Annotated in this window: 25 protein-coding genes and 1 tRNA gene; 11 read left to right on the forward strand and 15 right to left on the reverse strand. The window is 55.4% G+C overall.

Annotation, left to right across the window (positions count from 1 at the left end; genetic code table 11):
- Positions 1 to 7 precede the first annotated feature (7 nt).
- From AC5S26_RS05670 to hypB, 7 genes are read left to right on the forward strand one after another with little or no spacing between them, the layout of a single operon-like run.
- Positions 8 to 691: a DUF5947 family protein gene (locus AC5S26_RS05670; RefSeq protein ID WP_494183878.1), complete on the forward strand. Its 684-nt coding sequence runs from the start codon at positions 8 to 10 to the stop codon at positions 689 to 691.
- Complete coding sequence (locus tag AC5S26_RS05675; protein ID WP_494183879.1) at positions 684 to 1,352, forward strand: DUF6084 family protein; 669 nt, start codon at positions 684 to 686, stop codon at positions 1,350 to 1,352. Before AC5S26_RS05670 ends, AC5S26_RS05675 begins: the two co-directional genes overlap by 8 nt.
- Positions 1,349 to 2,638, forward strand: coding sequence for a hypothetical protein (locus AC5S26_RS05680; RefSeq protein ID WP_494183880.1), 1,290 nt, complete (start codon positions 1,349 to 1,351; stop codon positions 2,636 to 2,638). The genes AC5S26_RS05675 and AC5S26_RS05680 overlap by 4 nt, the downstream gene beginning before the upstream one ends.
- Positions 2,635 to 3,195, forward strand: coding sequence for a hydrogenase maturation protease (locus tag AC5S26_RS05685; RefSeq protein WP_494183881.1), 561 nt, complete (start codon positions 2,635 to 2,637; stop codon positions 3,193 to 3,195). The genes AC5S26_RS05680 and AC5S26_RS05685 overlap by 4 nt, the downstream gene beginning before the upstream one ends.
- Before the next feature lie 11 nt (positions 3,196 to 3,206).
- Positions 3,207 to 3,296 carry a DUF6893 family small protein gene (locus AC5S26_RS05690; protein ID WP_494184608.1) on the forward strand — a complete coding sequence of 30 codons (90 nt, stop codon included), beginning with the start codon at positions 3,207 to 3,209 and terminating at the stop codon, positions 3,294 to 3,296.
- Positions 3,297 to 3,334: 38 nt separating this feature from the next.
- Positions 3,335 to 3,682, forward strand: a complete 348-nt coding sequence (locus tag AC5S26_RS05695; RefSeq protein ID WP_494183882.1) for a hydrogenase maturation nickel metallochaperone HypA/HybF — start codon at positions 3,335 to 3,337, stop codon at positions 3,680 to 3,682.
- Positions 3,679 to 4,380 (forward strand): hydrogenase nickel incorporation protein HypB, encoded by a 702-nt coding sequence (gene hypB, locus AC5S26_RS05700; protein WP_494183883.1) that lies wholly within the window; start codon positions 3,679 to 3,681, stop codon positions 4,378 to 4,380. The genes AC5S26_RS05695 and hypB overlap by 4 nt, the downstream gene beginning before the upstream one ends.
- A 641-nt stretch (positions 4,381 to 5,021) precedes the next feature.
- Here hypB and AC5S26_RS05705 read toward each other — a convergent pair.
- From AC5S26_RS05705 to AC5S26_RS05725, 5 genes are all read right to left on the reverse strand, one after another.
- Positions 5,022 to 5,396, reverse strand: a complete 375-nt coding sequence (locus AC5S26_RS05705; RefSeq protein WP_494183884.1) for a hypothetical protein — start codon at positions 5,394 to 5,396, stop codon at positions 5,022 to 5,024.
- A 254-nt stretch (positions 5,397 to 5,650) separates the two neighbouring features.
- A complete protein-coding gene (locus tag AC5S26_RS05710) occupies positions 5,651 to 6,667 on the reverse strand; it encodes a glycoside hydrolase family 130 protein (protein WP_494184609.1) in 1,017 nt (338 codons plus the stop codon).
- Positions 6,668 to 6,675: 8 nt separating this feature from the next.
- A complete protein-coding gene (locus AC5S26_RS05715; protein WP_494183885.1) occupies positions 6,676 to 8,958 on the reverse strand; it encodes a glycosyltransferase family 4 protein in 2,283 nt (760 codons plus the stop codon).
- A 1,052-nt stretch (positions 8,959 to 10,010) separates the two neighbouring features.
- Positions 10,011 to 10,514 carry a hypothetical protein gene (locus tag AC5S26_RS05720; protein WP_494183886.1) on the reverse strand — a complete coding sequence of 168 codons (504 nt, stop codon included), beginning with the start codon at positions 10,512 to 10,514 and terminating at the stop codon, positions 10,011 to 10,013.
- Between the two features lie 767 nt (positions 10,515 to 11,281).
- Positions 11,282 to 11,563 carry a hypothetical protein gene (locus AC5S26_RS05725; RefSeq protein ID WP_494183887.1) on the reverse strand — a complete coding sequence of 94 codons (282 nt, stop codon included), beginning with the start codon at positions 11,561 to 11,563 and terminating at the stop codon, positions 11,282 to 11,284.
- Between the two features lies 1 nt (position 11,564).
- Between AC5S26_RS05725 and AC5S26_RS05730 the strand changes: the two genes are divergently transcribed.
- The 3 genes from AC5S26_RS05730 to AC5S26_RS05740 all read left to right on the forward strand — a co-directional run bounded on the left by AC5S26_RS05730 (position 11,565) and on the right by AC5S26_RS05740 (position 13,704).
- Entirely contained in the window at positions 11,565 to 11,840 is a 276-nt protein-coding gene (locus AC5S26_RS05730) for a hypothetical protein (protein ID WP_494183888.1), read from the forward strand.
- Positions 11,841 to 12,236: 396 nt separating this feature from the next.
- A complete protein-coding gene (locus AC5S26_RS05735; RefSeq protein ID WP_494183889.1) occupies positions 12,237 to 12,764 on the forward strand; it encodes a hypothetical protein in 528 nt (175 codons plus the stop codon).
- Between the two features lie 637 nt (positions 12,765 to 13,401).
- A complete protein-coding gene (locus tag AC5S26_RS05740) occupies positions 13,402 to 13,704 on the forward strand; it encodes a hypothetical protein (protein ID WP_494183890.1) in 303 nt (100 codons plus the stop codon).
- Positions 13,705 to 13,945: 241 nt separating this feature from the next.
- On the opposite strand, the gene AC5S26_RS05745 is transcribed toward AC5S26_RS05740, so the two are convergent.
- Together AC5S26_RS05745 and AC5S26_RS05750 are read right to left on the reverse strand one after the other, a co-directional pair.
- Positions 13,946 to 14,188 carry a hypothetical protein gene (locus AC5S26_RS05745; RefSeq protein WP_494183891.1) on the reverse strand — a complete coding sequence of 81 codons (243 nt, stop codon included), beginning with the start codon at positions 14,186 to 14,188 and terminating at the stop codon, positions 13,946 to 13,948.
- 191 nt (positions 14,189 to 14,379) lie between these two features.
- Positions 14,380 to 14,469 (reverse strand) — tRNA-Ser (locus AC5S26_RS05750).
- Between the two features lie 215 nt (positions 14,470 to 14,684).
- On the opposite strand from AC5S26_RS05750, the gene AC5S26_RS05755 reads away from it, so the two are divergent.
- On the forward strand, positions 14,685 to 15,617 hold the full coding sequence (locus AC5S26_RS05755; protein ID WP_494183892.1) for an RraA family protein: 933 nt from the start codon (positions 14,685 to 14,687) through the stop codon (positions 15,615 to 15,617).
- A 13-nt stretch (positions 15,618 to 15,630) separates the two neighbouring features.
- Here the strand turns inward: AC5S26_RS05755 and AC5S26_RS05760 are convergent, their stop codons facing one another.
- The 8 genes from AC5S26_RS05760 to AC5S26_RS05795 form a co-directional block, all read right to left on the reverse strand.
- Complete coding sequence (locus AC5S26_RS05760; protein ID WP_494183893.1) at positions 15,631 to 17,049, reverse strand: sensor histidine kinase; 1,419 nt, start codon at positions 17,047 to 17,049, stop codon at positions 15,631 to 15,633.
- Entirely contained in the window at positions 17,039 to 18,445 is a 1,407-nt protein-coding gene (locus AC5S26_RS05765; RefSeq protein WP_494183894.1) for a sigma-54-dependent transcriptional regulator, read from the reverse strand. Before AC5S26_RS05765 ends, AC5S26_RS05760 begins: the two co-directional genes overlap by 11 nt.
- A gap of 14 nt (positions 18,446 to 18,459) precedes the next feature.
- The gene (locus AC5S26_RS05770; RefSeq protein ID WP_494183895.1) at positions 18,460 to 20,349 is read right to left on the reverse strand and encodes a TolC family protein; all 1,890 of its coding nucleotides are present in this window, start codon (positions 20,347 to 20,349) and stop codon (positions 18,460 to 18,462) included.
- Complete coding sequence (locus AC5S26_RS05775; protein ID WP_494183896.1) at positions 20,346 to 21,053, reverse strand: ABC transporter ATP-binding protein; 708 nt, start codon at positions 21,051 to 21,053, stop codon at positions 20,346 to 20,348. The genes AC5S26_RS05770 and AC5S26_RS05775 overlap by 4 nt, the downstream gene beginning before the upstream one ends.
- 159 nt (positions 21,054 to 21,212) lie before the next feature.
- The gene (locus tag AC5S26_RS05780) at positions 21,213 to 23,765 is read right to left on the reverse strand and encodes an ABC transporter permease (protein ID WP_494183897.1); all 2,553 of its coding nucleotides are present in this window, start codon (positions 23,763 to 23,765) and stop codon (positions 21,213 to 21,215) included.
- A 44-nt stretch (positions 23,766 to 23,809) separates the two neighbouring features.
- Positions 23,810 to 24,184, reverse strand: a complete 375-nt coding sequence (locus AC5S26_RS05785; RefSeq protein WP_494183898.1) for a hypothetical protein — start codon at positions 24,182 to 24,184, stop codon at positions 23,810 to 23,812.
- 2 nt (positions 24,185 to 24,186) lie between these two features.
- Positions 24,187 to 24,897, reverse strand: a complete 711-nt coding sequence (locus tag AC5S26_RS05790) for an ABC transporter ATP-binding protein (protein WP_494183899.1) — start codon at positions 24,895 to 24,897, stop codon at positions 24,187 to 24,189.
- A gap of 38 nt (positions 24,898 to 24,935) precedes the next feature.
- Positions 24,936 to 26,195, reverse strand: a complete 1,260-nt coding sequence (locus AC5S26_RS05795; RefSeq protein WP_494183900.1) for an efflux RND transporter periplasmic adaptor subunit — start codon at positions 26,193 to 26,195, stop codon at positions 24,936 to 24,938.
- Positions 26,196 to 26,499 lie beyond the last annotated feature (304 nt).

Below are 26,499 nucleotides of genomic sequence, written 5' to 3' on the forward strand. Positions count from 1 at the left end.
GCCAAGCATGAAAGAACTCCCCGAAGCAGAACAGGAACGAACTGCTATCCCCTCCTTCCTGAAGCAGGTTGCCGGCCGTTGCCCTATCCCCGATGACGCGGAACGCTGTGAGCTTTGCAGCGCTGAGCTTGCACCGACCCACCAGCATCTGCTCGACCCGCGCAAGCGCGAGATCGCCTGCTCCTGCGATGGTTGCGCCGTGCTCTTCTGCGGTCAACCCGGCGCTCGCTATCTCCGCATCCCCCGTCGCATCCGCGCTCTCGCGGACTTCGAGATGCCGAACCTGCAATGGGAATCCCTCATGATCCCCATCAACCTCGCCTTCTTCTACTACAACACCGAAGGCGGGAGGATGATGGCCATGTATCCCAGCCCCGCCGGCGCCATCGAGTCCCTCCTGAGCCTTGCATCGTGGGTCGAAATCACCGCCCAGCATGCCTCGCTCCAGAAGATGGAACCGGACGTCGAGGCCTTCCTCGTCAACCGCATCGGCACTGTTCACGGGTACTATATCGTCCCTATCGACGAATGCTTCTACCTCGTCGGCCTCATCCGCATGTACTGGCGCGGCCTCTCTGGTGGAGCTGAAGTCTGGAAGCATATCAACGAGTTCTTCGCATGCCTGCAAGCCCGCAGCACCGAAGTAAGAGAGTCTGCCGCGAACCGGCAGCCGGAGCCCGTCCATGCCTGAGCTCCACTTCCAGATCGAAGGCGCTGAAGCAGTGCCCCATGCCGCCACACCGCTGATTGCGCTTAAGCTGCGCATCACCAACCTCCCAGCCGCCGAAACCATCCACGCCATCACCCTCCGCTGCCAGGTTCAAATCGAGCCCGCCAAGCGCCGCTACGCCCCAAACGAAGAGGAGAAGCTGCTCGACCTCTTCGGTACACCCGAGCGCTGGGCCCGGACCGTCAAGCCGCTACTCTGGATGAACACTAGCGTCGCCGTCCCGCGCTTCACCGCCGAACTTCTCGTGGACCTTGAACTCCCTTGCACCTTCGACTTCAACGTCGCGGCCACCAAGTATTTTCACGCCCTCGATACAGGTGACATCCCGGTCGCCGTCATGTTCAGTGGGACGCTCTTCTACGAAGGCCAGGACGATGCACTGCAGATATCTCAAGTCCCGTGGGACCGTGAGGCCAGTTTTCGTCTCCCTATCTCTGTCTGGAAAGAGATGATGGAGATGCACCACCCCAACTCCGCCTGGCTATGCCTTCGCCGCGACTCCTTCGAGCAGCTCTACAACTACAAAGTCCGCCATGGTCTCCCGACTTGGGAACAAGCCATTGCCAAGGCCCTGGCCGCCGAAAATGCCTCAAGAGAAATCTCCGCGGAGGTCGAAGCATGAACTTCACCTCCGTCGAAAAGATCGCCGCCGCTGTCCTCTACGAGGGATACATCCTCTATCCCTATCGTTCCACCGCGATCAAGAATCGTCAGCGCTGGAACTTCGGCACCCTCTATCCCCGCATCTATGCCGAAGCCCAGTGTCCCCAGGAGCCCTTCCGCCTCGTCTCCGAATGTCTGTTAGTCCCCGGCGCCAACCCGTCGCTCGACATAAAAATCAGTTTCCTACAACTCCTACCCCAGCGGCGAACGAGCTCCGACCTCGCCGATCCGTCGCTCGATTGGGACGAGGCCATCGAACACACATCCGATCACTGCGACCTGAGCCTTATTAGACTTCTCGCTGCACCACTGAGCCTGCGCGTTAATCCTGCGCCAGACCTCGCCGCAAACCTGTCCATCCAAGCACATGGGCTAACCAGCGGAGCCTGTAGGCTACATCTTGAACTGCAAAACATCAGCCCGCTTTCAAGCGGCACAGAAGCCCGACGCGACGAAGCATTGCCTCAGTCGTTCGTCTCCGCGCACCTCCTGCTCGGCCTCACCGGCGGAGATTTTATCTCACTCCTCGAACCCCCCAGTCTTTACGCCGCCGACGCCAACGCCTGCACCAACACCGGCGTCTTCCCCGTCCTCGCCGGCGATGAACCCGACCGGTCTATCGTCCTGCTCTCGCCCATCATCCTGTACGACTACCCCAAGACCTCGCCCGAAAGCGCTGGCGACTACTTCGACGGCACCGAGATGGACGAAATGCTTGCCCTCCGCGTCCTCACCCTGACCGACGCCGAAAAGAACGAGATGCGCAACGGCGATCCCCGGGCCCGGCAGATCCTCGAGCGTACGGAAGCCTTGACCGGCGAAGAGATGCTGAAGGTCCATGGCATCGTGCGCCCCGATGCGCGAAATCCGAGAAGACGCCCCATGAATCCCGACATGCCCGACGGCCTCGTAACTGATTGGAATCCGTTCGCCGAAGAGAAGGTCCCGCCTGAATCGGTGCTTGTCTTTGGTGTCAACCTCCGCGTCGGCGATCGCATCCGCATCTCGCCACGAAAGAGCGCTGACATCATGGATCTCGCCCTCACCGGCAAGCTCGCCATCATCAAGGCCATCGAGCAGGACTTGGAGGGCCAGATCCAGTTCGCCGTAGTCCTCGACGACGACCCCGGCCGAGAGTTTGGGATGATGCGCCAGCCGGGCCACTGCTTCTTCTTCGGTACTGAAGAGGTCGAGCCATATATCGGCAACGGATGCGATGCGTTGATAGAGGATGCCTCGGCATGACGAATACGATCCTCATCGCCGGCATCGGCAACATCTTCCTCGGAGACGACGCATTCGGCGTGGAGGTCGCCCGTTCGCTCTCGCGTCGTGAGCTTCCCGGCGAAGTTCAGGTGAAAGACTTCGGCATCCGTGGCTTCGATCTCGCTTACACCCTCCTCGACCCATGGCACACTGTCATCCTCGTCGACGCACTCCCCCGCCATGAGGCACCCGGCACGCTCTTCGTCCTCGAACCGGATCTCACCGGACTAGGCAATCACGGTGCAGTTGGTATGGACCTTGATCCTCATGGCATGGACCCCATGCGCGTGCTCCATCTCGCCGCGGCGCTCGGCCCTATCACCGCCCGAATCCTCGTCGTGGGTTGCGAACCCAGGGACTTCGGCGACGAACTCGAGGGCCGCATGGAGCTGTCACCGCAAGCGCAAGCCGCGATCGACGAAGCTTCGAACATGATCGAAGAGTTGGTCGGAAGAATCCTCGCCGAAAACAAGGATCGTCCAATGGAGTCGCAGACACCCGTCCTGGTTACGGGCAACAGAGAGGTGACATCATGACAGGAAAACTCATGCTCGGAGCATTGGGTTTCACCCTACTCGTAATGGCAATCATGGTTGCGCCAGACATTAAGCGCTACATCAAAATGAGCACAATGTAACCATCGCGATCTCACGCGGCAAGCATGAAAGGCAGTTCATGCACGAGCTATCGATCATTCTTAGTATCATCGACGAGATCGGCAACGAATCAGAAGCGCGCGGCCTCCACGACGTGCAGGTCGTGCATCTGAAGGTCGGCGTCTACTCGGGGGTCGAACGCGATGCACTCCTCTTCGCCTGGGAACTTGCCTGCGAAGGTACCCCCCTCGAGCATTCGCGACTCGAGATTGAAACCGTTCCGCTCGTCGTTCACTGTGCCGTCTGCCGCCAGGACCGCACTGTGCCGTCGCTCTATCAACTCTGTTGCCCGGATTGCGAGACGCCCAGTGATTGCATTGTCACCGGCCGCGAACTAGAAGTCGTCTCACTGGAGGTCGCAGCGTGAACACACGCATCGTCGAAGTGCGCGCTAAGGTCATGAAGCAGAACGACCTCCTCGCCCATGCTCTCCGAAGGCGTTTCGCGGCCTCGGGCGTCAGCGTCATCAGCCTGGTTTCAAGCCCCGGCTCGGGCAAGACGGCATTCCTTGAAAAGCTCCTCGATGGCCTTACTCGCGACTTCCGCGTCGCTGCGTTGGTCGGAGATCTCGCCACCGAAAACGACGCCGCCCGCCTCAAACGCGCTACACCCAACGTCCGCCAGATCACTACCGGAACCATCTGCCATCTCGACGCACAGATGATCGAAAAAGCGCTCCAAGGATGGCAACTCGACGCTCTCGATTTCCTCTTCATTGAGAATGTCGGCAATCTCGTATGTCCCTCCAGCTACGACTTGGGCGAAGAACTCCGCTTTGTCCTGCTCTCCGCCACCGAAGGCGAAGACAAGCCTCTGAAGTACCCAACCATCTTCAACAGCTCGGATGTCGCGATCATCACCAAGATGGATATGGCAGAGGCTGCCGACTTCGATGTGGCCGCGGCTCGCCGAAACATCGACGGCGTGCGCCCTGGAATGCAGATCTTCGAGGTCTCTTCCAAGACCGGGTCCGGCATGCAGGCCGTCTTCCAACTCCTCCGCGATCGACGCCCGTTCACGCGGACAGTTGGGACACAAAGCTCTTCTGCAACCAGTTGGGTTTAAGCCGTAAAGATGCCTTTGGCACCTCTAGAGTCAAAGTGAGGATTTCTACTCTCCAGAGACTTCCCGGAGTTCGAGTGTGTACTCATGCCGTGGTCATGCGAACACCATTCGCCGTTCGCATCTTCGGCTAACCTGCAATGCCATCAAGACATCCATGCTGTGACTAAAGCAATACTTGTCTTGGTCGAAACAGGAGTTGTTCTGGGAATCATCGTCGCGGCACTTGCTCTGCCGCCGAGTACACCACTGTTCGCTTTCGTGGTGATCGGTGCTATCGTCTTCATTATTGGGAATGGCCTATTGTTTGCGAGCATAAGGGTAAGCAAGCGATCGACGGGCAACAATCCCGGATTCTGGATGCGCATTCTCAAGGTGTATGGCATCTCAGTAGCGGCTTGGTTGTGCTGGCCAATTGCGAGACGTTAACCTGATCCACACTTTACGGGAAGTGCCCAGCCAGCCGCACCAATGCATACATAAATGTTCGATGCTATGAGGGTGGTAGGGGCTCGATCATTTGATCCCGATAGTAGAAAGACTCGACTTGACTCCTTGTCCTAGCAGAGCGTCACTGTACGTGTATCTATGGAACGCGTCGGTCGACCATGTGGATGTTCCAAGGAATCTGAAATCTTGAACTTCTATTCACTGAATGGAACACCGAACGCAAGCAGGGCTGTTTTAGGTGGGCGATGCTGCGCGCCGATCACGTTTGGATGTTTGCCCATCGCTTTCCAGATACGAAGTGCGACAGCGTTCATATACAGCAGGCGCACCTGCTCTCGCACTTTGCCTCGCTGAGCATAGATGCTGATCGTGGTCAAAAGTCGCTCTTGTCCAGAATCGATCAAGTATGGTCCCATGCTGATAGCAGGAGCGTTATAGATGTCCTGCACCTCTTCCACGCTTTGTGCGACGATTTCATAGTTCAGCGGTTTCCGGGAGCTGTCTTCTTCCAAGCTGAATAACAAATCGTTCGAGGTTTGACCGAATGGATATTGTGGGTTATTCATCATTACTCTTGGTGTCTCCATGAGTCACGTTCTATTCGCGTCACATTTTGCAAACCAGTAGTATCGTCGCCAGCAGTTGGCACAGCGAACCGGACAAAGCATAAGTAATTTCAGCAAGCCATCAAGAGGTTGCGATTCTGCGGATTTAAACTCGATCGAACTGCAGAGAGGGCATTCTCGACGCATCCACAGCAACCGAGGAACGTTGCTAGGCCAAGTCAGACCTGAGATATCCATTGCTAATCTCCTTCCGAGTTCTAAGCGCCGCCTTCATTCTCTGCACTAGAATGCGTATCCAGCCACGCGAGGAGAGAGCGAATGCTGCCAGTGGCCATAGCCATGCATGAATCAGCTGCTCCGTAATAGAGGCGAATGGTATCCCCGTCCGTTCCTATTGTTTGTCCGCAGGGAAAGACGACATCTCGAACATCTCCTGTTCGCTCATAGTCAGCTTCGGGACCAAACATCCAGGAATCGCCACGTTGCAGGCAAATGTCCGGCCTGTCGATGTCAAAGAGAGCAACTCCCAGCCGATAGATGCTGCCAGATGCCGTTTGCCGAACACCGTGGTAGAGCACCAGCCAGCCTTTTGCTGTTTCGATGGGTGGTGAGCAAAGGCCAATCTTGTTTGCGTCCCACCATCCGCCGCGTCGTGCCTGGAGTATTACCTTATGGTTACCCCAATGCTGTAAGTCCGGCGAGTACGAGATCCACATATGAGCGCCAAGCGTTGTCACGGGCCGGTGAATCAGTGCCCAGAAGCCGCCGATCTTCCGTGGCAGCAGTGCGGCATCCTTGTCCTCCGGCGGCATGATGACTCCATAGCGTTTAAAGCTTTTGAAGTCTTTTGTCAGCGCGAGGGAGACACCTGGGCCTCCTCGCGCGAAGGAAGTATATGCAATCGCATATTGCTCAAGCTCGGGAACGTATGTAATTCGAGCATCTTCGATGCCCCAAATCTCCTCCGGATATTCCCGGGGGTTTGGCATCAGAGTCGGCAGCGGATCAATTCGCCACCCATCTATTCCGTTTGAGGAACGCGCAGCGCAAAGATGAGATAACCCTCTTCGATCTTCAACACGGCAAAGCAGGAGAGTATCTCCATCTGCCAATAGCGTCGCACCGGCATTGAAGACACTGTTTACAGGGTAGGGCCAATCTTTTCGGCTGAGGATTGGATTGCCAGGATGACGGATGAATAAGGAGTCATTCGCCGGCGTCTGCGAGTCTAGCTGATTCGCGGTGGGTAACTTAGGCGATGTTGCTGGATGCATGGTTGAAGTCAAAGAGAAACGCTCATTTCAGGGACCGTGTTTTCTGCAGTGGAAGTTTTTATGCTTCGCATCTCGAGCAATGACATTAGGAAGGAAAGCGTTGATTCAGCTCCCTGGTTTTCATTGGCTCGATCGGGATGGAGGCCGTCTCTGCAACCGCCCGTGATCGCATCGTAAAGTGGAACTTGAAGATCGTTCTCGCCAAGAAACCAGCGGAACGCGCACCATGCTTCGTCAAGCCAGCACTTTTCTTCGGTCAGACGAAATGCATGTAAACAAGCTGAGATTGTTGCGCAGGCTTCGACAGGCTGTTGATCAAAACGTGCCCTTTCGCCGTCCTGAGCGAAGAATCCTCTGGAGCCAATTGGGACAAACAAATCATCTTCCTGATGGTGCTGAATCCGCGTAAGCCAGCGGAGAGATTCGCATCCTACTTCGATCATCCTCTTGTTGCTACTTCGCCAACCAGCAACTAGGAGCGCCTGCGATAATCTGGCATTCGAATAGGAGAGGCTCTTCTCGAACCAATGCCACGTCTCGGAGTGACTACGTTCGTAGATATCCAGCAATCGGTCAGCGAGGAGATTGCGTGTACTCTGAATCACTCTGTCTCCGGGGAACCAGTCCAGATAGGCCTGCATTCCCAGGACAGAAAATGCCCAGGCGCGTGGACTGGAGAACGTTAGGGTCGCCGGAACGGCAGCCTCGAAGAGCCTGCCCGCAGCACCTCTTAAGCCAGCATCTTCCGAATGGCCAAGCACTGTCCCAAGAGCCCACAAGGCACGGCCGTGGCTGTCTTCCGAACCGACTTCCTCTTGCCATTCACGGTTGTAGCTAAGGAAGTTTCTGAACCTGCCTGTCTTTCCATGAAAAGCAAACCAAAGAAAGGCCAGGTAGCGATGCGACAATGCCGCGTGCTCATTGCTTTGAGGAACAGAAGACGTGGCGAGTAGAGTTGTCACTACGAGAGCCCGCGCATTGTCGTCGGTCGTGTAGCCCTCAAGGCTATTGGGCAAAGAAAAGATGGCGTGCTGCAACATGCCCGTGTCATCGGTCATGCTCAATAAATGAGACGTATTGAGTGCAGGTAATGTATCCGTTGCCTTGGGTGCGAAGATGTTTGGCAGAGCAGCTCGTGGACGTAGCATCCGTTCAACGCGAGCACGCTGGAAGCTTGCCATGTAGGCCTGTGCCGTCTTCTGCCATGTTGTGTTGCGGGAATGAAGATAAGCGCGCTTTCGCATCGCATGCCGCTCTGCATCATTGTCCAAGAGCCTGATCGCTGCATTTGCTATAGATTTAGGATCATCGAATGGAACGAGGACACCACGTCCGTCAGCAAGAATCTCTTTGGCATGCCAATATGGTGTCGAAATAATCGCCTTTCCCGCACCGAGCGCAATTGCGAGTGTACCGGAGACCACCTGGGCTTCTTGGCGGTACGGAGTGATGTAGATGTCCGCAGCGCCGACGTGCTCGATCATTTCCTCATTACTTACGAAACGATTGTTGAAGGTAACATGCGAGGAAACGCCATACTCTTCTGCTAATGCTTGCAGCTCTTCTCTATACCGCTCCCCCTCGCGTCGTCTTATATGCGGATGGGTTGCTCCGGAGACGATGTACACAAGATCAGGGTGCTTCGTCAGAATCGCTGGCAATGCGCGAATCACATTTTCAATTCCTTTGTTCGGCGACAGCAGGCCGAATGTAAGCAGTACGGATTTTCCCTGTGTGCCAAAAATGTCCTTGAAATAATTGGGATCCATAAATGGAAGATCTGGCACACCGTGAGGAATGACATCGATCTTTTCGTCCGGAATGCCATATACATCGCGCAGGAGCGTTGCTGCGTGTTCACTCATTACGATTAAGCGGTCCGATAAATAACCGATCTCATCGAGTACGGCACGTTGATTTGAATCTGGCTCACGTAGAACAGTGTGAAGTGTCGTCACCAGCGGCATCTTTAATCTACGCAGCAACGCTAATACGTGACGGCCTGCAATCCCTCCGAAGATGCCATACTCGTGTTGCATGCAGACAAGATCGTTTCCATTGAAATTGAGAAATTCGGCAGCGCGTTCATAAGAGGAACAGTCCTCCTGTTCAAGCTCGAGTCGTACCTGCTCGGGATATTGATAGCTGGAGTCCGGATCGTTGACGGGAATTGCGAAGAGGTGGCCACTACCAAATTCGGCCTCCATCGCGGTACATAGATCTGTTGTAAATGTCGCAATGCCACATTGTCTCGGCAGATAGTTACCAATAAACGCGATGCGTGTCGGCAACGGCAGTCGGGATGTCTGCAATGCCGGAGAGATTCTGGAGAAAGACATGCTTGCCTACTTTCACCGTGGCTAAATTGAACGGTAGTGAGAAAAGCGGGACTTTAAGGAAAAGCTAGAAACCCGGCTTACTTCGCCCACTATGCAGTGCTGTCGCGGAGAGTCATCTCGTCGACAAGACCAAGAGAAGCATACCTTTGGATCTGTCGAGGACGAAGCTCGACCTTTGCAACTTGAAGCCCAGGGTATTTTGTGATCTTGAGCAAACCCAGTTCGGCAGCATTGAACCGTTGTTGCACCTTTTTCAAGGCCAATACCATCGCGTTGCTACAAGCTAATTCGGCTGTTCGACCAATACTCCAACACCTATATGCTTCCGTAAGCCACATGAAGTGCCAGTCTGCATTTCGCAACTCTTATCAAGTGTGGTGGCAGTCGTGTTTTTGACAGACATCCACCTCTCTCAAAATGGCTCTTGAATAAAAGCTAATCCGTCAGGCAGCAACATCCTGTACGCAGAAAGATCGCATTCTGCTTCATACGGGCAATTTTCTGACTTCCAATACAGCAACTGCATTCCCATCGGGAGATAAAACTGCGCTGGAAGTGCGTATCGTAGAACGGATTTGTTCTTCATCCTTAGAACCTGAGGAATCAGGTCCCAGTAATGACTTTAAAGGAAGAATATTCTTTCTCGTACGCCTAGAAAGATGGTTTTTTACATCAGTTTTGTGGGCGAAGCTCATAGCTACTCCAGTTAGTCTGTTGCTTGCTTGGAAGGTGCTCGTCTGGAGCAAAGCATGAACAGCTGGAGGCGAGAAAGATAATTCAACAACTGAGATGATCATACGCTTGAAGTGATCACTGTGCCACTAAACAAATCCTGGAGGATATAAAGCGATGAGCAGATAGAAAATTGTGTTTTGGAAGGGGGGTGTCACGCTCTTGCTGAATGCACCTGTTTTGAGCGCTTTACTCTTTGCAAAGAACAAACGAAATTATGGGGCGCGACGATCAAATTCATCATCGTAAACGTTTCATAGGCTGGAGCAAACCTACCGCCCCAGCCTATCCATGATCGATTCGATCGCCCCGCTCCACCTGTCTTCGATGTCCATACGGAGATCGTCCAACTCATTGGCGGAGTCGGAAGGAACACCTTTGCTCTTGAAATATCTCTTGAGAACGGCTATGTCGCCTTCGAAATGGTGCATGCTCCTGTGCTGAGCAGATACCAGATGTTCGTGGACGTCTTCCTTGTCGATATCTGGCTTTACCGGTTCTTTTGGCTTGAGTAGAACTTGATCCGCGACAGTCAGATCTTCGATAGGGACGCGGAAGCGTTCGAGATTAGTTCCGGGAATATCAAGATTTACATCTCTCCCGCCCGGACTCACATAGCTAACGCGGTATTCGGCTTCTCCGCTGCCAATGCACACTGTATCCCCTACCTGCGGAGCCTCGTGAGAATGGTGCTTCTCAAGTTTCGGCTTCGCAGCCAACCTAGCACTGATGTCGATAGACTCGGCTTTCCTCGGTGGTTTTCGTTTGTTAGACATCCAAAGGCTCGCACTTCAGCTTCCGTTGCTGCTCATCCGTGAAATTGACGAAGATCTCCAACTGCCTGTAATCACTGAAACCGGGGTGGGATGGCTAGGAAATTTGGCTCTATGATTACGGTACCGTTGCATTCATCGCATTCGCGGCAGTGCGCGGAGACGATCCTATTCATCCGAAATACATGGTCTTTCGCGAACGTTAGATCCTGTGCGGTATGGCGGAAGATATCGAGATCATATAAACGACGATAGGCGTTTATAACTAGCGCATGCATCTCTTTTTGTTTCGGGCATACAGCAATCGGCATCAAGGTTCTCCAGCAAACGGAGTTTGGCTCTGGCTGAGACCATACAATCCGGCGGCTCGGAGGGTGGGGTGTCTGTCAGTGCGAGTGCAGCAAACCGCAATCAATTCAGATGTTACTCGCGACCTAGACATTAGATAGCTTAAATTCGGTCAACTAACACTGAGAAGCCGGTCTCTCTGTCACGGACAGCCATTTGTGCGGCTAATTAGCTACATGGGCAATCCCGCGACTTCGTTCCGGTACTCAGTTTGCAGGTCTACAAGTTCGAGTTTTAGAACTCGCAATTCAATCAAAGCCCGGGGCGGAACGCTTCCATCATTCGTTAATCCGATAATCTTCAACTTCAGCGCGTCAATTTCTGCGTTGATCTCTTCCAAACGGTTTGTGGATCTGACGAGTGCTCGCATGGCCGTGAGTCTACGCGCTATTGAGTAAGTTTGTTTTGAATGGCCTGAGCATCTATTCATCCCACTGTTGCTTGCGAAGAGCTACGCGTCTCGCTTCGTCATGTTCGGGGTGAAGACCGGCCTCTTTGAGAGCTCTAAAGTCCGCCGTTTCGGAGCACACGATGGTTATATCCAGCGCATCCGTTCCATAGCTGAAGAAACGCTGAGCGACGAGCAGCGGTAAACCCTTGAAAGTCAGGGTATCCCCAATTTGAGGAACCGGAGTGGCTGCGCCCAAAAGAGTAATTGTGTTCACAATCTGCCCCGCCACTTCAATGGATAGCTTCGTCGTCATAGTGCCAACAGCCTATCATTTCACTCCGCATTGTCTCGGCTATCTTCTGCTTGTCGCCGCGTCTGTAGTGGCGGCCACACATGGGGTTAGGAAGGATCGTCCAGACGGTGGCGCTGGTGGCTACGGTGACTCCCTCACCGACCAGGGGCGCCCGCTCTGTGTGAGGAGACTCCTTCGATTCTGGCTTGGCGACCGCCTGAGCCGGCTCGTCAGCAAAGTTGAGCTGGCCGGCTTTCTGTGGAGGCTTTCGTTTGTGGCCATATCGGCAACAGCGTAGCACTCATTGCCGCAGAAACCGGGCTCTTCAGGCACTATGGGATCACTTCCGGCGCGACCGTCATTCGGTAATAGCGAATGACGGTCAGGAATGGCCATAACTGTAACGATTGACCTCTCACGCCGCGCATGAAACTATCATCCGCATTAGCAGGATAGGGTTCTTCTCGCTAACGTAATGCCTACTATGGACGGTCTGTTTGAGACGCACGAAAACAGCTACGCCAACGCTCTGGCTGTCAGGTTTCGTTCTTTTGGCAACGCTCGCCGCATCGTCACAGGAAACTTCGTCCGCCACTGAAATGCCCGTCTGAACCTGATTCTCCAACGTATGGAGGACATATTGCACCGGGATCCCGCTCAATCTCTACCATATGAGGTGACGCGAGAATACAAAGTGTTCCGCGGCTATAGTAAGCAATCCACTTCTGAGGTCATCGCGCAGATCGATTTCGTTCCTCCCGACGTGAAGACGTACAAGATTATTCAGGCGAAAGGCAACTCAGCGGGCGAAAGAATGGTTCGTGAAATTCTGGCAACGGAAACCGACTCAACGACGAAAAAACGTAGCAGCGAGATCAGTCGGGCGAACTATGACTTCGTCTTTCTTCGGCGACAGAACTTCGGCATTGTTCCTGAATACGTCCTGGGTATCTTCCCTAAGCGGAAGGAGAAAAACCTTTTACGCGGTCAGATCTGGGTAGATGCAAGCACTTTCCGCATCCGCCGAATTGAAGGAGTGCCCGTCAAGAGTCCCTCCTTTTGGCTAAAGGAGATTCATATAACCCTGCAATTTGCGCAACTGGGCGATATGTGGGTACCCGTTACCTTCGACGGCATCGCGACAGTCCGATTCTTGGGCCAGTACACCCTTGCCGGCCACAATATCCGATCCTCCGAGTCCATCTCTACTGCTCCGAAATAGACCCGTGTATGCACACTTATCGAAAACGGGGTTATCGGAACGTTCGAAACTGAAGTTGCCGATAAAAGACGACCTTTCAGCAAAAGAGGGGCCATTCGAGTCGCAAGTCGCAACTTGCAGTATTGGGGTCGGTATTATTCACGTAAGATTCTGGAGTTTGGGGTGCTAGATCGGTCGGGCTAGAGGCACACCACCAAACGTCTGAGGATTTCGGTTCAGAGTTACTGGAGACTAAAAATAAGTTTCAAGGTAAGGGCGGATTGCGGCTTTCGCGTAACCCAGGAATCCAGAGGACTTGACCAGTGGCTGTTCCTCGAAATGGTCACGGTGCCGAGAGGGAGTTGTAGAACATAGTTGGGCCGCCTCAACTGTCTTGGACTATGTCTCGTTTGTTTCCTCCAAAAAGAGGGCATTTGGGGTGATCCAGATACAACTAAACGTCGGATGATTCCATCATTTCTGAATACGGCCAGCTATACATGGAAGGTCGTATCGATCTAGGAGAGCGTGGTTCTAGTGATTACCTGCTTGCTGGCAGAAAAGGGAATCGCTGACACCTGCCAGGCCTTTCGGTCCATCGTTATGTTGTCCTATCGCGCCCTCCACCGCAGCACATCATCTCTAAACGGACTGACGAATGTTAAATCACACGGAGTTTTTACCGGATTTTCTAGTCAATCTTCGCAAAGATGAGGGGGAAGAGCCCTATATCGTCTCCTGTTCGATAGTCGGAGAAGTGGTCGGTTTTAGCGGGGTCGTTCGAAGGTTTAGGACAAGCGAACAAATTGCTGCAGCATTCTCACAGGCGGGGATTCCCCGCGAACGCTATGAAATCGCGTTCAGTGCCGTGCACCATGTTTCAGGTGAGACGACACATTTTGCAGTAAATCTTAACGAAGCGCAGAAATTGGCCTTGATAAACACTGATAGCACTGAGTGACTGGCACGCATTGGCTATTGTGGCGGCGGAGGATCATGACATGCGAAACGGTCCTGTACCGTGATCGGCATCATACTCTCATGCCGATACCCGGCCATGTCCAAGAATGCCTAGAGACGATAGCAAGACACGAGCAGGAATTTTGTGAGAAACGTTCACGAGCCGATATGGAAGACGTTTTCAGCCATAGGTCAGTAGTTAGCAAGAGACGGTCTTACACCGCCTCTTGTCCCAACTCGTTCTATTTGCTGGAACCATGCGCTACGAGATCGAGAGCGGCCTTCTTCTCATCTTCCCGGCTCTTTTGGGCCGAGTACTTTTCTTTGCCCGTCTTAGGCTTCTTGTCGCCTTCTTCGGGCTGATTCGCGGACTCCAGAAGGATCGGCTTTGCTGCGGCCAGAATCTTGTCTGCCGCCTGCTGTTCCTCATTTAAATTCTTCGTGAGAAGAGCCGAAACATTTTTCAAGCCGAGCGTCTCCGCCATCGCATGTCTCGGAGTTCATCGACTCTAAAATCGGGACAAGCGGATATCCTTTACGCGAGAGAAAAACCTTAGTTCAGAGGATGGGGCTCTCCTCTCCATCATTCTCTGCAGTTCAAGAATTCGCCTGAAAGAGGCCATTCTTGGGCACTTCGGCCTGTATCCACCTCAGAAGCCAGAGAGAAAAGACGAAATGGCGGAAGAGGAGGGATTCGAACCCCCGATACCCTTCCGGGTACGCCAGTTTTCAAGACTGGAGCCATCAACCACTCGGCCACTCTTCCCTCTGAAAGTTTAGTACGCCTCGCCTTTCAGTGCAAAATATCATTGTGGCTTGGTAGATTGAATTTTGCGGCCAGGGTCGAGATTTATTTCGAAAGCCCCAATTTGAAGATGGTTCGTTCCGCTGAATCTGCGAAAGCGCTAAATTGTCAGTGAGCATCTTCCATAGAATGATTCCATCGTATGGCTATGCGGCATTTAAGAGAGGGAGTCGAACTTGAAGAGATTTCTTGTGGGCACATTATGTGCCCTAGCAGCTATGGGAACGGCGCGGCTCTCAGCGCAGGTAAACATGACCAGGCAACAGATCCTGTTCTACACCTCTGATTGGAAGGGAGAACGCTTTTCCGATGGTCGGCCGAAGATTCCCGATTCCGTCGTTGCGCGCGCCTCGCACATTACCATAGAAGACTTGTGGGATTTTCTGGAAGAGCACGGCTACCACTGTCAATATGACAGTGGATGGCAAGCACTCCACATCGATCAGCCCATGGTAGGTCGAGCCTTGACTGCGCAATACATGCCCGCGAGGCCTGATATGGTGTCTGCCATCAAGGCAGAGGGCAAGTCTGAAGGCCGCACTGGCGGAAACAATATGTGGCCTATCAATGAGCTTCAAAACGGGGACGTCTACGTTGCCGATGGATTCGGCAAGATCGTGGAAGGAACCCTTATAGGGTCGAATCTAGGGAGTGGAATCGCCGCGCATTCGCACGTTGGCTTTGTCTTTGACGCCGGAATTCGCGACGTTGAGGAGAACCGCAAGATCCAGAATCTGAATGGGTTCTATCGCGCCAGCGATCCCTCTGCATGGAAGGATATGACGCTTACCGCAATCAACGCGCCCATCCGCATTGGTCGCGCGACTGTATTGCCGGGAGACCTTGTTGTTGCGAAGCAGGATGGGATCATCTTTATCCCTGCGACCCTGGCTGCTGCCGCGGTTGCTTCCGCGGAGTTCACCAATCTTGAAGACGCATTCAACTTCGAGATGAATTCCTTGGGAAAAAACGGTGCTGAGTTCGAAGGGGGATGGAACCCCGCGAAATATCAGGCATTCGCAAAGTGGATCGATCAACACCCGGACAAGCTGAAGATGACGCGCGCGGAGTTCAACGCGGAATTGGCTCGCAGGGAAGGGCAGAATTAGCGCCGTAGAATCCTTACGAATTCATCTCGCGCATGGAATTAGTCAGTGGAAGTCGCAGTTCTGCTCTACATCCGCTTCGGCCGTCGTTCCGATTGCGAAGTTCGACGATCCCACGGTGAGCCTGGGCGATCTGCTGCGCAAGCACTAAACCGATCCCCGTTCCATTCGGCTTTGTCGTATAGAAGGGAACGAACAGGTTGCTTGCATTGGTTAGGCCGGGTCCATTGTCGGTGATGCCAATCGTGACTTCATTTCCGTTGTCCTTCCATTCAATCCCAACACAGGCTGTGCCTTCGTGCGTAGTATCAGGCCCCAGCGCGGCCTCCGCTGCATTCCGAATGAGGTTGATCAGGGCTTGTTGAATCTGATCCGGATCAGCGGGTAGCGTAATCTCCGAGCCCTCCGCCATATTCACCTTTACTCGTGTCTCCAGTTGCGCGACTCGACGGATCAACGGGGCAAGTGGAACCATCTCAAGCCGTGGCGCTGGCAATCCCATCAACTGTCGATAGGCTTGTAGAAATCGATTCAGCGACTCTGCGCGATTCTCAATCACTTCAAGCCCACGCTCGAAGTCACCACTCTGATCGCCTGCAACAGCAACAGTAACGCGGCCGCGCAGGCTTTCAGCGATCGACTTAATAGGAGCCAGCGAATTATTGATCTCATGCGCGAGCACTCGGATCAGTCGCGCCCAAGCCAGTCGTTCTTCCTCCCGCAAAGCTGCGCTTACATCGGAGAGAACAACCAGCGTATGCGGAACTCCGCTTAGGCGGAAGTTCGCTCGCTTCACGATCCAACGTGCAGCATGCTGACCATTTCCCAGCGAAAATAGATCGTCGTCCGAAGCATCGATCAGGTAGGCAAGCTCGAACTCTCCCGACGGCCGGCCAAGAGCTTTTTTTGCATCGACTCCAAGCATCTGCTCAGCTGCGGCATTGATCAGCTTTATTCTGCCCTCCTGATCGAAGGCGAACACGGGGGACTGCATGGCGTCGAGTACCCGTTCCACAAGAGCCATTGCTTCCAGCGCTCCCGCGCGTTGAGCTTGCAGCATGCTCGCCAGTGCATTGATCTCGAGCGCGAGATCACCCATAGCATCGTTTCTTATCGCTCCGCGTGCGCGAAAGGAGTAGTCGTCCTCACGTAAGGCAGCGACGACGTTTGCGAGAGTCTGCAGAGGACGGGTAATCTGTTCCATCAACAGCGAAACTACAAACGCCCATCCTCCTGCGAGAACCACGAGGACGATCCATTGGACCGTCGAGTCCGCACCCTCCATGCGCATCACGGACCAAGTCAGAACAAGGACTGGCACTCCCATCAGCAGAAGCCACAGCCTTAATCTTCGTTCGAAACTTACCCTTCTCCGCGTCTTCCCCAGACTCATGCGGGTAATAGGTTTCGTGCGAGGCTGAGAATCAGAGGCCATATTTCTCGATGCGCCGATACAGTGCACCACGGCTCAACCCAAGAGCATCGGCGGCGTGGCTGACATTGCCATTGGCACGCGCTAATGCTTTGCGAATCAGAATCGCCTCAACAGTTTCAAGGCTCATCTCATCGAGGTTCTGCGCCGCGGCCCCTCCACGTTGCGCTTGTAGGCCGAGGTCGGAGGCCTCAATGCGCTCCCCACGCGCCATCAAGACAGCTCGTTCCAGCGTATGGTCCAGCTCGCGTACGTTTCCAGGCCATCCATACTGCAACATCTGCTGCATTGCCGTGGGCTCCAGGCCCTGCAAGGGTCTCCGGTATCGCTCGGAGTGACGTGAGAGGAAATGCGCCGCGAGCAGGGGAATATCCTCTCGACGATCCCGTAGAGCTGGCAAAGCGATCTCGACGGTGTTCAGGCGAAAGAGTAGATCTTCGCGAAAGCGTCCGGCTGCGCATTCCGCGTGCAAATCGGCATTGGTTGCCGAGAGCATCCGCACATCGACACGCTGGGTCTTCGAGGAGCCTACGCGTTCCATCTCGCCGGTCTCGAGCACGCGCAAAAGCTTTGCCTGTTGGCGCACGGGGATATTTGCAATCTCATCCAGAAAAAGAGTGCCATGATTGGCTAGCTCGAAACGCCCAATACGATCCGCGCGCGCGTCCGTGAAGGCGCCCTTCACGTGGCCGAAGAGTTCGCTTTCAAACGTGCCCTCCGGCAGCGCTCCCGTATTGACGGCAACCAGGGTGCGATCTGCGCGTGTCGAAAGTCGATGCAGCGTCTGTGCAACAACCTCTTTGCCTGTGCCATGCTCGCCCGTGATAAGAACATTCGCATCCGAGGGCCCGATTCTCGCCATTGTCTCAAGGACGGGCCTCATCGCGGGAGCGGTTGCAATGAAATCAGGTGCGCCTGGCGCCCTGAGGATGCGATTTTCCGCCTCCAGCCATTGCGCCCTCCGCTGACTGCGATAGAGCTCAATCTGGGCACGCAGCACGCTCAACAGCCGCGCATTCTCCCAGGGCTTTTGAATAAAGTCCCCGGCGCCACGACGCATCGCTTCAACAGCGAGATCGATATTTCCCCATGCCGTCATCACCACAATGGGGACCTGCGAGTCGATCTCCCGGATGCGCGCTACCAGCTCCAGTCCTTCCTGCCCCGAGGTTGTATCGCGGGTATAGTTCAGGTCGACAAGCACGCCGTCGAAGCTCTCTCGGGTCATTGCCTCCAAAGCAAGGGCCGGAGTTCGGACCATCTCCAACTCGTACCCTTCAGGCTTCAGCAGTAGATGAATCGCCTCCAGTATATGGGGCTGATCGTCTGCAACGAGTAGTCGGCACAGAGTCTCCTGTCTGGTCGGCCGGGCATCCTTCGCCGTCATCACTTCCACCATGAAGCCTCTCTCTGTTATTGCACGTCTGGAGCAATCCCTGTCCTCGCCGATTCTATCGAAATCTTGTTCGCGTCCAACGTCGTTCCCTCGGATCGGTCCAATTCGATCTTCGCCTTCTGATAGGCCGTCATCGCGGCGACCAGCGCCGATTCTGCAGCGGATAGATCCCGCCGTGCCGTCAAAGTCTGGTAATTCGATCCCGCACCGAGCTCTTGCTCCTTCGCCGTAATATCAAACGTCTTCTGCGCCAGCTCACGGCCTTTGCGAGCCGATTCCACCCTTGCTTTGCTTTGTTCCAGAGCGTATTCCGCGTTGCGCACCTCGATGCGGATCTGCTTCTTCAATTGTTGCATTCGCAGCTCCGCCTGCCGGGCCTCCAGCTCCGACCTGTACTGGTCGGACTTCGCCACGCGGTTGCGAATGGGCACATTCACCGAAATACCCACATAGTAGTCCGGCGCCACGTTACGAAAAGCATCGCTCACTGCGCCGGTCCAGCCCATCGGTGCCGTCGAAGGAACTCCGGCCGCCGGATAGGGCGGTCCCGCAAGCCCGGTCCCACCATAGTAAGCATTAACCGCGACCGTCGGCAGAAGCGCATTGCGCGCCGCATTTCGACTGATACGTCTGTTTTCAAGATCGATGGTCGACTCGCTCAACTCGATCCGATCCCGCAAGGCCTCGGCGATACTGTCCTCTGTCGACCCCGTGCTCTCCGTGCTCATCGTCGAACTTGAGTCTGTCGGGCGCACAGGCATCGCCTCTAGAATCGGGTCGTCGAGATTCTTCGTCAGGGCGTTTTTGATCAGCAGCTCCTGAAACTGCAGCGTCGTCTTGGCGATCGTCAGATCCTGCTCGCGGTTCGCGACCTCGGCCTCGTCCTTCATCACATCCATTGCAGGAATAGCCTGCAGCTCAAGTTGCTTGCGTCCGCTGTCCAGCGTCTGCCTCGCAAAGTCGAGCGCCCGGCTCTTCACCCCTTCGTCTTCATAAGCGGCTACTAGATCCCAGTACATGTTTGCGATCTGTGTGATCGTGGTGACCACCTGCAGCTTGAAGGCCTGATCGGAGATCTTCTGGTTATTCTTCGCAATCCGCAAATATCGCAGGTTCGGACCGAATCCAAACCCGGCCAGTAGTTGTTGTTGGAAAGCCACCTGGTAGTACGTATTTAAAGTCGGGTTCAAAAAAGTTTTCGTGCTGTTCGTTGCAGCGCGATTATTTTGAAAGACCGCCGAGAGGGTCGTACCGGTTGGGAAAGACTGAGAATAGTTGACATTTCCGATTGTCGTATTCTGTTGCAGCAGAGGAACACCATAGATCGTAATATTCGAAAGTGGCTGGGTGTAATGCTCGTTGCTGAACGTTCCCGTAAGGGAGGGATCAAAGGACTGCACTACCGTTCCCGCTCCCAGAGTCGACTGCACCAGGCCCGCGGCTCCCGATCCGGCACCGCCCGCACCGCCGGAGGTGCCACCGGCACCCGCACCGCTCGAGCTCGATCCAAATCCCCCTACGCCGCCACCCGGAGTATTCTGCACCACGCCCGTATTCACACCGCGGAAGGACGCACCAGCGCGCGTCCGAAGAATATCCGCTTCCGCGATGGGAATGTTGTAGCGCGCGATCGCCAGGTCAAGGTTATTTTCGAGCGACAGTGTGATCGCATCTTTCAAGCTCAGCTCAAGAACACCGTTATGAATCAGTGAATCAATGCGAGGCGTATTCGCAAGGTTTGGCTGCGGCACCAGCGTCGCGCGGTAAGTATCCAGCGGATTGTGCGAGTGCGGTATGTCCAGCCGCAGGGTAGGAGTCTGTACTGTGGGCGCCTGGGGATCTTGTGCCCACGTCGGCAGTGCAACCAGCAGAACCACGCTTACGCATCTGGGAAGGAAACTCCTCAAGGACGCACCTCCTCTGCTTTGTCTGCTACCTCGCCTGCAGTGTCGGAGTGGACCCATCCATCTCGAAGCTCGATCGTTCGCGTGCCGTAGGCCGCATTCGCCTCGGAGTGCGTCACCTGCACGATCGTTGTGCCTTCCTCATTCAACTGCCGGAACATCTCCATAATCTCCTTCGCCTGCTTCGACTGCAGGTTTCCTGTAGGCTCATCCGCGAGTAAAAGCGAGGGTTTGTGGATCATTGCCCGCGCGATCCCCACCAGTTGCTGTTGCCCTCCCGAAAGTTGATGAGGGTAGAGATCCTTCTTGCCAACAATGCTGAAGCGGTCCAGCGTATCGGCGACCAACGCCTGTCTCTCGGCTCGGGGAATGTCTTTATAGGACAGGGGCAGGTCGATATTCTCCGCCACAGTCAGGTCATCCAGCAGGTGATAGCTCTGAAAGACGATCCCGATGCGCCGCCGTGCCAGGTCTGCGCGCTGTTTGCGATTCATGCGGTGGACGGCCTCTCCGTCGAAGTCGAACTCGCCGCGCCACTGATCATCGAGCATGCCCAGCACATTCAGGAGCGAAGACTTGCCTGCGCCCGATGGACCCATCACCGTGATGAACTCCCACGGTCGAATCGTCAGGTTCACTCTGCGAAGAACCCACGTCTCCATGTGTCCGGTCTTATAGCTGCGTTCCAGGTTTTTCAGTTCAATCATGATTCATCTACTCCATTCGCAGACCCTGTATTGATTCACTTCAACTTAGCGCCGCTGATCCTTGCACTCTAAAACTCCCGGATCCCGCGCAAAGCGACAAAGCTCCTGCGCGATCGTGAACACCATCGCGGATTGCAAAACTCCGTTCTTCTTTCTTATCTATTCCGTTCGAAGCGCCTTTACTGGGTCCGTGGAAGCGGCCCGTTGTGCCGGAATCAACCCGGCCGCGCAGGCGGCGAACGCCAGCACCGTAATCGCAAGGACAAGCACCGTCGTGTCATGTCCGCCTACGTTGTAAAGTTGCGACTGCACGAATCGCGCGCACATCCATGCAACAGGAACTCCGATCGCTAGACCGATCGCTGCCTGCAGCATCGCCTCGCGAAGTACCATGCCTACCACGCTGCCCCGGCTCGCGCCCAGCGCCATCCGTACTCCAATCTCCGGCGTGCGCCTTGCCACCGAATACGCCGTGACACCGTACAGGCCAACCGAAGCAAGGATCAACGCCAGAACGCCGAACATCAGCGTCAGGCGAGCCAATAGCCGCTCCTGGTCAAACTGGCCGCGGACCTGTTCATCGAAGCTCATCAGCCGCGTGACAGTCAGATTGGGATTGATGCTCGCCAGCGTGTGACGCACCTGCGCCTCAAGCCCATCCACTCTACCTTTTGTCTGAATCATGATCGCGCCAGCATAGAGCGAACGAACATCATCGTCCGGCTTGGTGTGCGCAACCTGCAGCAGCGGACGAAAGTACATCGGGCGTACAGGATTGCGAATGTCGTTGTACTTCACATCCGAGACCACACCCACAATCTCCCAATCGCCCACGCTCTCCATCCCCGATACGCCGAAGTGCGCACCGAGTGGGTTTTGCCCGTTCGGGAAGAACTTCTTCACAAACGTCTCGTTCACAATCACAACGGGAGCTGATGTCGCCGTGTCGTGAATCGTGATTCCCCTGCCGCGCACAACGCGATGGCCCACGATGTCAAAGTAGTCTGGCCCTACGCGAAGCCACGAAGCCCCGATGCTGTCTCCCGCATGCGGCTCCGGCCGTCCCTGCAGAAAGACCCCCTGTCCCCAGTTATTGCCTTCCAGCGGTGTGTACAGCGACAGCGAAACCTTCTCCACTCCTGGCAGCCTGCGGATCTCCTGATCGATCTGGTCGTAGACGCCCTGCAACTGCTCCTGCTTCAGTCCCGCGTTCTCCGGACTGAAATGAACGACCGTGCGGTTTTCGGTGATCACTCCGAAGTTCTGATTTTCGAGCCTCATCAAGCTCTTCGCCATCAACCCTGCGCCAACCAGCAGCACCAGCGAGAGCGCTGCCTGCAGAATAACCAGGGAGCGTTGCAACCAGCCTGAGCGGTCCTGCGTCGTTCGATTCGATCCACGCAGAGCCTCTGCCGGTTGCGAATGCGAGGTCACCCACGCGGGAGCCACACCAAACAGAAGTCCCGTCACCAGCGAGAGCAGGAAAGCGAAACCGAGAACGGGCACCGACGGACTCGCATCGATCGGCAAATTGGTCGCGTGCGGGAAGGCCATCGCCAGCAGCACCTTCGTGCCGGCATACGCCACAACAAGGCCAGCGATACCGCCCAGGCACGATAGCAGTACACTCTCCGTCAGCATCTGCCGGATCAGCCGCTTCCGCTGAGCACCAAGAGCCATCCGGATTGAGGTCTCTGCACGCCGCGCCATCCCGCGTACCAACACCAGGTTTGCAATGTTTGCGCAGGCGATCAGCAACACCAGCCCTGAGACCGACATCAGCAGGCGCAAACCCTTGCCAAACTCCTCCTGCATGTTGGCGATCCCCGAGCCGCCCGGCGTCAACAACACATGCGACTTCGTAAGATTCGGCTTCTGGTCTGCCTTCTTGTAGGTGTCAATCGTCGCCAGATAGTTCCGCAGCTCCCCGCTCATCTTCGCCTGCAACGGGGCAATGTTTGTCCCCGGCTTCACCTTGCCCAGGATGTAGAGCCAGTTCGCTCCCCTGCTATGCAGAAGCGACGTTGGATGTGCCGGGCCGAACTGCGGTTCTAGCACCATCGGGATGTAGAAGTCCGGGGGGCTGTCCGTCATGCGGTCGCCATAAAAGGCCGGAGGCGTAATCCCGAGAATCGTCACCGGATACGTGTTCAGGATGAAGGTGCTGCCTACGATCGAAGGATTGGAGTTGTAGTCCCGCTGCCACGCCTGGTAGCTCATCACTACACCCATCGGGGCGCCGGGCTTATCGTCAGAAGCCTGCAGAAGGCGTCCGGCATACGGCTTCAGTCCCAGCACGGCGAAGTAGTTGCCCGTGACCATCTCTCCAGCCGCAGGCTTAGGCAGTGCATTACTTCCGCCTGCGCGGGCAGTAATGTTCCCCTTCCACACCCCGGCCTGCATCGCCGCCAGCTGCTCGAACTCCGGCGTATTGTCCCGCAGGTGCTCGTAGAGCTCTGAAGCGAAGATCGAATAGTCGTTTTCATCCGGAACGCCGCCATTCACGCAGCAGTCGTCGCGATCACCTACGCGTACCAGCACCTTCGGGTCTGCGACGGGAAGGTTCTTCAGCAAAACCGCGTGCACAAGAGTGAAGATCGCCGCATTGGCTCCAATGCCAAGCGCGAGCGTAAGAATTGCCGTTAGCGTAAATCCGGGAGCCTTTCGCAGCTGCCGCAGCGCAAATCTCACGTCCTGAATCAGTCGATTCATACCTCACTCCTCTTCACGCGCATCATGCGCGACAGTCGTTTTCCTTAAGCCGCGATGTTGAGATTAGGTGCAAACACGCGAACCACATCCGTTCGCGCGTTCTCAAACAGCGATTGCACGCTTGCAATCGGAACGCTTAGCTCCATCTCGTAATGCCGCAGTCCGACAATCACAGTGAATCCAGGTGTCTTCATTGCGCACTCCGCCCGGCTGCGCATACGCCCGAGAGCATCGATGCCTTCTGTTGCTGTACGGCTCATCGAACCGGCGGCAGTCAGTTTCAGCTGCTCTCCATCCGCCTCATAGAACACTGCGCAGTGCGCTCCTATGCACAGTGCAACCAGCATCAGAACAGCCGCCGTAAAAGCCGGCAGTTCTTGTGCGGTCTGTTTCGCCTCTTCTATCGCTTCACGAATCATGACTACGCCTCCGCCATTAGCTGGCTCAGCTCTCCTTCTGCAACCACCTTGCCGTCGAACAGATGAATCTGCCGCTCCGCATGTGCGGCAAAACGAGGATCGTGCGTCACCATGCAGATCGTCGCGCCTTCATCGTGCAGCTCCTTCAACAGCTTCATCACCGCTTCGCCGTTCTTCGAGTCCAGGTTTCCCGTGGGCTCGTCCGCCAGCAGGATCGATGGCGATCCCGCCAGAGCGCGCGCTACCGCCACCCTCTGCTGCTGACCGCCCGAGAGCTGTGCCGGGTAATGCCGCATCCGGTGAGCCATATTCACTCGCTCCAGAGACTCCTGCACTCGCTTCTTCCGTTCGGCGGAAGGCATTCCTGTCCGGTAGGTAAGTGGCAGCTCCACGTTCTCGGCAACGCTCAGGTCGCCGATCAGATTGAAGCTCTGAAAGATGAACCCGATCTCCTGGTTGCGAATTCGAGAGCGGTCGGCAAAGTCCAGGTTTGCGACCGCTTTTCCGTTCAGCTGATAGCGTCCATTCGTCGGAGTGTCCAGCAATCCGATGATCGACAGCAGCGTCGATTTGCCGCAGCCCGAAGGTCCCGACATCGCCACATACTCCCCGCGCTCAATCTGCAGATGCACACCCGACAACGCGTGCGTCTCGATCTCATCGGTGTAGAAGACCTTGGTCAGCTGCTCGATCTCGATAATCGTCTCGGTCATTCGCTTTCTCCTTTTCCTGCTTTCGTAACTGTTGTGTCCTACTCCAGGCGAATCTTGTCTGTGTTGTCCCAGCGGCTCATGTCCGACAGAATCACGGTGTCCCCGTTCTGCAGCCCCTCGATCACTTGAATCGCATTGACCGAGGCCTTGCCTACCTTTACTGGAACCCGTACTGCTGTCTTACCGTCAGGACTTAGCTTGAACAGGCTGATCGTGCTGTTCTCGTTTCCGAATGCCGGCCTGCCCACGTACAGCACATTTGCCATGCGATCCAGGTCGATCGTCCCGTCTACGCTCAGGTCAGGACGCGCTCCCTGCGGCAATGCGCCTTCCAGTTCTACGTCAACAGTCACCGTTCCGTTCACAACAGCCGGGTCCGTCCGCATTACTTTGCCCTGAATCACGCCATTGTGGGTGTCAATCTCCGACGGCTGGCCAATCTGGATATCGCGTGCCTGCGTCTCCGCGATCTTCAAGGCCGCCTTCAACTGGTCCAGCTGCACGACCTTGGCCAGCGTCGTGCCCGGGGCAACGTGTTCGCCCACCTGGTGCGGCAGATCCACCAGCACACCGCTGATGCCTGCCTTTACACTTAACGCCTCCTGCTGCCTCTCCTTCAAGGCCAGTAGCGCCTGTGCCTGGGCCACCTTGGTCTGCTGCACCGCAACCTGGGTCTCAATGGCCTTCTCGTTGACGACCAGCCGCTGTTTCTCGATCCCATCGCGTGTCGTCAGCTCATCCGCCTTGCCCTTCGAGGCGTTGTAGGTCAACCCGCTGATGACCCCCAGGTCATACAGCGATTTGTCCGTCTGGGCCTGCAACTTGGCCTGGTTATAGTCCGCCCGTACGGTCGCGGCTCCGGCCGTCTGAGTCATCAGGTCGCTTTGCAACCTCGCCTTGACGTTCATCAGGTCTGTCTGGGCAGCCTTAAGCTGCAGCTGGGCATCCAGCAACTCTTGCTGCAGCGTAGGATCCACCAGATCCATCACGATCGTATTGGGCTCGACCTTAACGCCGGGAAGAACACGGATTCGCACCACCGTCGCCTCAGTCTCGGCAGGAATCAGCCTGATCCGGTCCTCGCGGGGAACCAGCGTTCCCGGTCCCCGAACCTGGCGGAGCAGGGGGCCTTGCTTTACCGTGTCCGTCCAAACAACCGCACGATCTACCGTAGGCGCAGCTGGTTTTAGCTTCGAGACGAACAGCGCCGCCAGGGCCAACACCACCAAGCCCACCGCACCCGCAATCCACTGTTGCCGAATCTTTTTCCGTTTGATATCTGGTCTTTGAATGTCCATCGCACCCAGTACAAACGCAAACGATGGGCCATTCGTTCCCTAGCATCGTCAACGACTTAGAAGGAGAGAAGGAGAGGCATCCTGTCCACAAACAAAATAGGCTGTCCATTTCCGGACAGATAAGGAATCGTCTGGTGGTCGAGCTCTTCAGTAGAGGACGTCACTCTGAAAACCCAATCGTCACTTTTGAGAGCTTGATGTCACTCTGAAAACAAAAAGAGGACGTCATCCTGAGCGCAGCCCAGCGGAGTCGAAGAATCCCTGTATTTGATCGCACCATCGCAAATCTTTCAGGGAGCAGCTT

This window comes from Edaphobacter sp. FHG110511_03, from assembly GCF_059115365.1.

Bases quoted from the DNA above. Each gene is read 5' to 3' on its own strand.
- AC5S26_RS05670 (WP_494183878.1), top strand. From the start codon at position 8: ATGAAAGAACTCCCCGAAGCAGAACAGGAACGAACTGCTATCCCCTCC.
- AC5S26_RS05675 (WP_494183879.1), top strand. From the start codon at position 684: ATGCCTGAGCTCCACTTCCAGATCGAAGGCGCTGAAGCAGTGCCCCAT.
- AC5S26_RS05680 (WP_494183880.1), top strand. From the start codon at position 1,349: ATGAACTTCACCTCCGTCGAAAAGATCGCCGCCGCTGTCCTCTACGAG.
- AC5S26_RS05685 (WP_494183881.1), top strand. From the start codon at position 2,635: ATGACGAATACGATCCTCATCGCCGGCATCGGCAACATCTTCCTCGGA.
- AC5S26_RS05690 (WP_494184608.1), top strand. From the start codon at position 3,207: ATGCTCGGAGCATTGGGTTTCACCCTACTCGTAATGGCAATCATGGTT.
- AC5S26_RS05695 (WP_494183882.1), top strand. From the start codon at position 3,335: ATGCACGAGCTATCGATCATTCTTAGTATCATCGACGAGATCGGCAAC.
- AC5S26_RS05705 (WP_494183884.1), bottom strand. From the start codon at position 5,396: ATGATGAATAACCCACAATATCCATTCGGTCAAACCTCGAACGATTTG.
- AC5S26_RS05710 (WP_494184609.1), bottom strand. From the start codon at position 6,667: ATGCATCCAGCAACATCGCCTAAGTTACCCACCGCGAATCAGCTAGAC.
- AC5S26_RS05720 (WP_494183886.1), bottom strand. From the start codon at position 10,514: ATGTCTAACAAACGAAAACCACCGAGGAAAGCCGAGTCTATCGACATC.
- AC5S26_RS05725 (WP_494183887.1), bottom strand. From the start codon at position 11,563: ATGACGACGAAGCTATCCATTGAAGTGGCGGGGCAGATTGTGAACACA.
- AC5S26_RS05740 (WP_494183890.1), top strand. From the start codon at position 13,402: ATGTTAAATCACACGGAGTTTTTACCGGATTTTCTAGTCAATCTTCGC.
- AC5S26_RS05745 (WP_494183891.1), bottom strand. From the start codon at position 14,188: ATGGCGGAGACGCTCGGCTTGAAAAATGTTTCGGCTCTTCTCACGAAG.
- AC5S26_RS05760 (WP_494183893.1), bottom strand. From the start codon at position 17,049: ATGGCCTCTGATTCTCAGCCTCGCACGAAACCTATTACCCGCATGAGT.
- AC5S26_RS05765 (WP_494183894.1), bottom strand. From the start codon at position 18,445: ATGGTGGAAGTGATGACGGCGAAGGATGCCCGGCCGACCAGACAGGAG.
- AC5S26_RS05775 (WP_494183896.1), bottom strand. From the start codon at position 21,053: ATGATTGAACTGAAAAACCTGGAACGCAGCTATAAGACCGGACACATG.
- AC5S26_RS05780 (WP_494183897.1), bottom strand. From the start codon at position 23,765: ATGAATCGACTGATTCAGGACGTGAGATTTGCGCTGCGGCAGCTGCGA.
- AC5S26_RS05785 (WP_494183898.1), bottom strand. From the start codon at position 24,184: ATGATTCGTGAAGCGATAGAAGAGGCGAAACAGACCGCACAAGAACTG.
- AC5S26_RS05790 (WP_494183899.1), bottom strand. From the start codon at position 24,897: ATGACCGAGACGATTATCGAGATCGAGCAGCTGACCAAGGTCTTCTAC.
- AC5S26_RS05795 (WP_494183900.1), bottom strand. From the start codon at position 26,195: ATGGACATTCAAAGACCAGATATCAAACGGAAAAAGATTCGGCAACAG.